The 4,104-nt window shown below is 42.8% G+C and carries 5 protein-coding genes; 1 reads left to right on the top strand and 4 read right to left on the bottom strand.

The genetic code is table 11. The features are described 5' to 3' along the window. Nucleotides 1-79: 79 nt before the first annotated feature. A complete protein-coding gene (locus AB7U36_RS19895) occupies nucleotides 80-757 on the bottom strand; it encodes a transposase (protein WP_428161378.1) in 678 nt (225 codons plus the stop codon). 691 nt (nucleotides 758-1,448) lie between these two features. On the opposite strand from AB7U36_RS19895, the gene AB7U36_RS19890 reads away from it, so the two are divergent. After that, nucleotides 1,449-2,018, top strand: coding sequence for a hypothetical protein (locus AB7U36_RS19890; protein WP_428161377.1), 570 nt, complete (start codon nucleotides 1,449-1,451; stop codon nucleotides 2,016-2,018). Nucleotides 2,019-2,041: 23 nt separating this feature from the next. Here the strand turns inward: AB7U36_RS19890 and AB7U36_RS19885 are convergent, their stop codons facing one another. From AB7U36_RS19885 to AB7U36_RS19875, 3 genes are all read right to left on the bottom strand, one after another. Beyond that, nucleotides 2,042-2,344, bottom strand: a complete 303-nt coding sequence (locus AB7U36_RS19885; RefSeq protein ID WP_428161376.1) for a hypothetical protein — start codon at nucleotides 2,342-2,344, stop codon at nucleotides 2,042-2,044. 49 nt (nucleotides 2,345-2,393) lie between these two features. Further along, on the bottom strand, nucleotides 2,394-3,095 hold the full coding sequence (locus AB7U36_RS19880; RefSeq protein WP_428161375.1) for a transposase: 702 nt from the start codon (nucleotides 3,093-3,095) through the stop codon (nucleotides 2,394-2,396). Between the two features lie 363 nt (nucleotides 3,096-3,458). Next, complete coding sequence (locus tag AB7U36_RS19875; protein ID WP_428161374.1) at nucleotides 3,459-3,854, bottom strand: hypothetical protein; 396 nt, start codon at nucleotides 3,852-3,854, stop codon at nucleotides 3,459-3,461. Nucleotides 3,855-4,104: the final 250 nt, after the last annotated feature.

Here is a 4,104-nt window from a genome sequence, read left to right as displayed (position 1 = left end):
ATGAAAATTCCAATTGCATATTTGTTAAAATTTAAAGCATTAAAAGATAGATTTTGAATATTACATGTATTATCAAGGATTAATCCGGGGACATCTTACATATTTTTCTTCGACCTGGCTTCTTTGGCCTGAGCCGTCTGTCTAAAATAGTCTCCAATTGCTTTACAAAAGTCGTTTTTCCCAACGGTCGGCCGTTACGTTCATGCTTTCTGAACAATTGGATTTCAGATTCCTTAATATCCGAAGATAAAAAATCATCCCAAGATTTATTAACAATCTCAAGCAAGGGTCTTGTTTTAACAAGAACGTCATCCTTTTCATTAATATGCGCCCCGGCGCTACTCCATTTCCAATCCTCAGGACGTTTTACAAGACCGGCACGGACCGGGTTATACTCGATATACCGCGTGCATGCCAGCAAGTAACTTTCTTCCATGATAAATGATGCAAACCGCCCCTGCCATAAATGACCGCGCCAACCTTCCCTGAAATTGATCATTCTCGTATATCGCCGGTGTGCTTCCCCGACGGCCAGATTTAATCCATCCCTGGTTTCAGGAACTGCAATCAGGTGAATATGATTGGGCATCAGGCAATAGGCCCATATTTCGACCTTATAGTTCAAACACCATTCCGCCATCAAAGCCAGATAGGCTTTAAAGTCCTGATCGCTAAAAAATGTCTGCTGCCTTCTATTCCCCCTTTGTGTAATGTGATGGGGAAAACCCGGCGCCACTGCCCTTGCCATTCGTGCCATGAAGTGATTTAAACAAACATTCTAATTTTTGTCAACAAATAAGTAAGGTGTCCCCAGATTTCGGTCCCAGATTTCGACAGATTTCGTTTAAAGGGGACGATCCTCCCATTTAAAGTGGGGGATTCTCCATTTTAAAATCGGGATATCCAGGCTTTGCCAAAGGTGGGGATTCTCACCTTTAACCGGCGTATTTTTGCGCCGGTCTCCTGGGCTCAATTTTGGGGGTCTAAGCTTAACATAGGGCGTCACTTGGACCTGACCTCCTGATATGGGAGGGTAGGATCCCCGTCTCAGGAATCCACCTATCACGGACAAAAACGAATCCGGTGTTACCAGGAAAAAGCAAAGTGCAAAAAATGCACAATGGAATGAACCAGGTGAGAGTCGCGGATCACGACTCTTGACTAACCGGCACAGCTTTGAATTGATCTCAACCTCCCCAAAAGTGGGGACGTTAGTTTTGACTTTTAAAAAGGCAAAATGCTGGTCCCATTTCTGGGGAGTCCGGACGCTGGATTTTAACCTTGCTATCCCGTTAAGAATCAGGATAATCTCCAAGGCAAGGGGAACTTACCACCCCACTTCCCCGAGCTGTTGAATGGAATTATTAAAAAATAAAATCATACGAGATAAAGGCATGATTTTATGTCTACTATAGCCTGGAAAGGTCACTAAACAAAGAGGTAACATAATGGATCAATTTAAAAAACACCGTGAATCCGTTAGGATACCCATATCCCTTCGGATTTATTTATCCTTATTTATAGGATTTATCTTTCTGGGCGGCCTGGTTTGGATGATGTATCCCATGACACAAAACATACCTGCTGTTTTTCCATCCCTGATATTTGTTTTAGTGGTTAGTGTGGTGGCCTTTATATTGGTCTCGTTATTTTATAAAGTTTCCATCCGAATAACAAAAAAGCTGATGGCTACCACTGGAGACAAAGAAATCGTATTAAGTATCTCTGGTGTTAAAACAGAAGGCGCATCTTACATAATCTGCAAAAATATTCAGGCCATGGCAGTCCGTCCCTACAGTGTTTCAGGTTTTGCAAGTATTAATCCGTTTTTTCCAAGAAAAGGCAATTTGGGAGAACAGGTCATCGCTTTACCCGGTCATCATGGTGAGGGAGTATTGCTAAAATATTCCTATGAAACCGTTTTTGGACACAAAAAAAAAATCCATACCATTTTTTTTCCGACAAATGATGCCCACCATTTAGTTGAAATTCTAAAAAGCATTATCGGCTATATGTAGTGATATAAAATAATTTTGTATCACTACGTTTTCCTGCGGATCCTATCTTTCAACCGATTCAATACCTTCATGTCTTCGGGATCGCCGCCCTTATCCGGGTGAAGCTGTACCGCCATTGCCCGGTAACAGGCGTCAATGACTCGGACTTCTTCCTGGGACAGAGATATCACGCCAGAGGACGGGGTCCTGACTGTGAATGATTGGTGGTGGTGTTCCTGGTACTGCTGCCGGGCCTGTTCTTCATATCGGCGTCTTTCAGCTTTTTCACGGGCTTTGGCCCGGGCCTTCTCTGCTTTCAGTTGGTCCTTTAACTGCTTGGTTTCCAACCACCAATGATATTCTTCAGTTTCTTTGAACCCGGCGAGGATACGACCTTCAAGGGGCGTAATCTTTTCCTGTGTAATCCGGGGACATCTTACCTATTTTCCTTCGACCTGGCTTCTTTGGCCTGAGCCGTCTGTCTAAAATAGTCTCCAATTGCTTTACAAAAGTGGTTTTTCCCAACGGTCGGCCGTTACGTTCATGCTTTCTGAACAATTCGATTTCAGATTCTTTTATGTCAGAGGATAAAAAATCTCCCCAGGGTGTATTAACAATCTCAAGCAAGGGTCTTGTTTTGACAAGAAGGTCATCCTTTTCATTTATATGCGGCCCGGCGCTACTCCATTTCCAATCCTCAGGACGTTTTACAAGACCGGCACGGACCGGGTTATACTCGATATACCGCGTGCATGCCGGCAAGTAACTTTCTTCCATGATAAATGATGCAAACCGCCCCTGCCATAAATAACCGCGCCAACCTTCCCTGAAATTGATCATGCTCGTATATCGCCTGTGTGCTTCCCCGACGGCCAGATTTAATCCATCCCTGGTTTCAGGAACTGCAATCAGGTGAATATGATTGGGCATCAGGCAATAGGCCCATATATCAACCTTATAGTTCAAACACCATTCCGACATCAAAGCCAGATAGGCTTTAAAGTCCTGATCGTTGAAAAATGTCTGCTGCCTTCTATTCCCCCTTTGTGTAATGTGATGGAGAAAACCCGGCGCCACTGCCCTTGCCATTCGTGCCATGAAGTGATTTAAACAAACATTCTAATTTTTGTCAACAAATAAGTAAGGTGTCCCCAGATTCCCTATAGTATGGAAACCGTGCTCAAAAGAGCAGGAAACTTCGTATGGAGAGGCGTAAAGACAACCGTCAGCCTCCTTACATCAGTATACCAGAAGGGAATCACCCTATGCACAAAGGAGAAAGCAGAACTTGAAAAGCGCCTTGATCGTTCTACCCAGCTTCCTCAGTGGGATATTACTATTCGACCATTAACGGTAAATTGAGATCGGCTAAGTCCCTTAGATGCCAAAGAAGTGAACTATACAGCTTCAACATGCCACCAAATTAAATTAATATTTGTATAACAAATAGCAAATGAGTAATTACTTTTTTCGAGTGTACTCACTTGATTTACCAAATTCATCAAGACTGTTCCAACCGCCACCTTGGTTTATAAGAGTATTACCATTATTTTTCACCATAAATTTATGATAACCACAGTTATCACCATATTTGTCTTTATGAGAAGTATATCTGAATACTGATTTAATACATTGGCACTCTTTTGAATAAAACCCGATACCTTCCCAATAATAATCACCTGAACTTTTGCCCGTAATTCGGTATTGACCTTTCTCTGTGGTCTTTTCAAGAGTCAGCTCGCTGCCATTTTTTGCAAAATATTTTCCGCTGACATCTATATCGTCAGCAAAAACAAACTGAACATTTACACACGTAAATAAACAAGTTACACAAAACAATTTCATTATTACATTCATGTTTAATCTCCTTGTTAGTCTCAATAGTTACCTCATTTTAGGCATCTTCCTGCCTAACGACCAAGCTAACCGGATGCCGTAAAGCAAGCGCAGCGCAGCTTTACGGCGTCCGGTTTAGCGCCGTGTGTGTGCCGGGCACGGCACATGTTCTTAAAAGTGAGTCAAATGTAATGGATTTCCAAACATTTGGCAAGTCTTAGACCCAGCCAGATGGAGGCGAAGGGTGTAGCGGTAGTGCAACGGGGTACCG

The sequence above is a fragment of the Desulfobacter sp. genome, assembly GCF_050177295.1.
This window is presented reverse-complemented; position numbering and strand designations above follow the sequence as displayed.

Bases quoted from the DNA above. Each gene is read 5' to 3' on its own strand.
- AB7U36_RS19895 (WP_428161378.1), bottom strand. From the start codon at position 757: ATGGCACGAATGGCAAGGGCAGTGGCGCCGGGTTTTCCCCATCACATT.
- AB7U36_RS19890 (WP_428161377.1), top strand. From the start codon at position 1,449: ATGGATCAATTTAAAAAACACCGTGAATCCGTTAGGATACCCATATCC.
- AB7U36_RS19875 (WP_428161374.1), bottom strand. From the start codon at position 3,854: ATGAATGTAATAATGAAATTGTTTTGTGTAACTTGTTTATTTACGTGT.
- AB7U36_RS19880 (WP_428161375.1), bottom strand. From the start codon at position 3,095: ATGGCACGAATGGCAAGGGCAGTGGCGCCGGGTTTTCTCCATCACATT.